The organism is Pseudomonas sp. L13, assembly GCF_009935965.1.
GTDB lineage: Bacteria > Pseudomonadota > Gammaproteobacteria > Pseudomonadales > Pseudomonadaceae > Aquipseudomonas > Aquipseudomonas lactis.
In genome coordinates this window covers 1-302 of the sequence record NZ_QODJ01000154.1, presented here as the reverse complement: position 1 = coordinate 302, position 302 = coordinate 1, and positions in this window count along the sequence as shown.

The window sequence follows — 302 nt, the reverse complement described above, 5'->3', positions numbered from 1 at the left end:
GCCATCGTTTGGAGGGATGTTTCTGAGGAGCAGTGAACATTTGAGAGCTGCCCAGGAGGTTTCCCAGCAGAGCAAGTTCTGCCATTAGTCCGTCCATAGTTGGCACGAAGGACATTTATGAATCTAGAGCCACAGCTGAGGGATGCAGAGTCTCCTTCACAGGTCACTGATCGTTTTGCATTGCCACTTGCAGAGAGGAAACATGCATGTTGACACAGCAACAGCAATAAAGTGATTCCGCTTAGCTTTTGCACCAGCATGGTAGATTGGAACATTTGAACACAAACAAATCTGGACTTCTT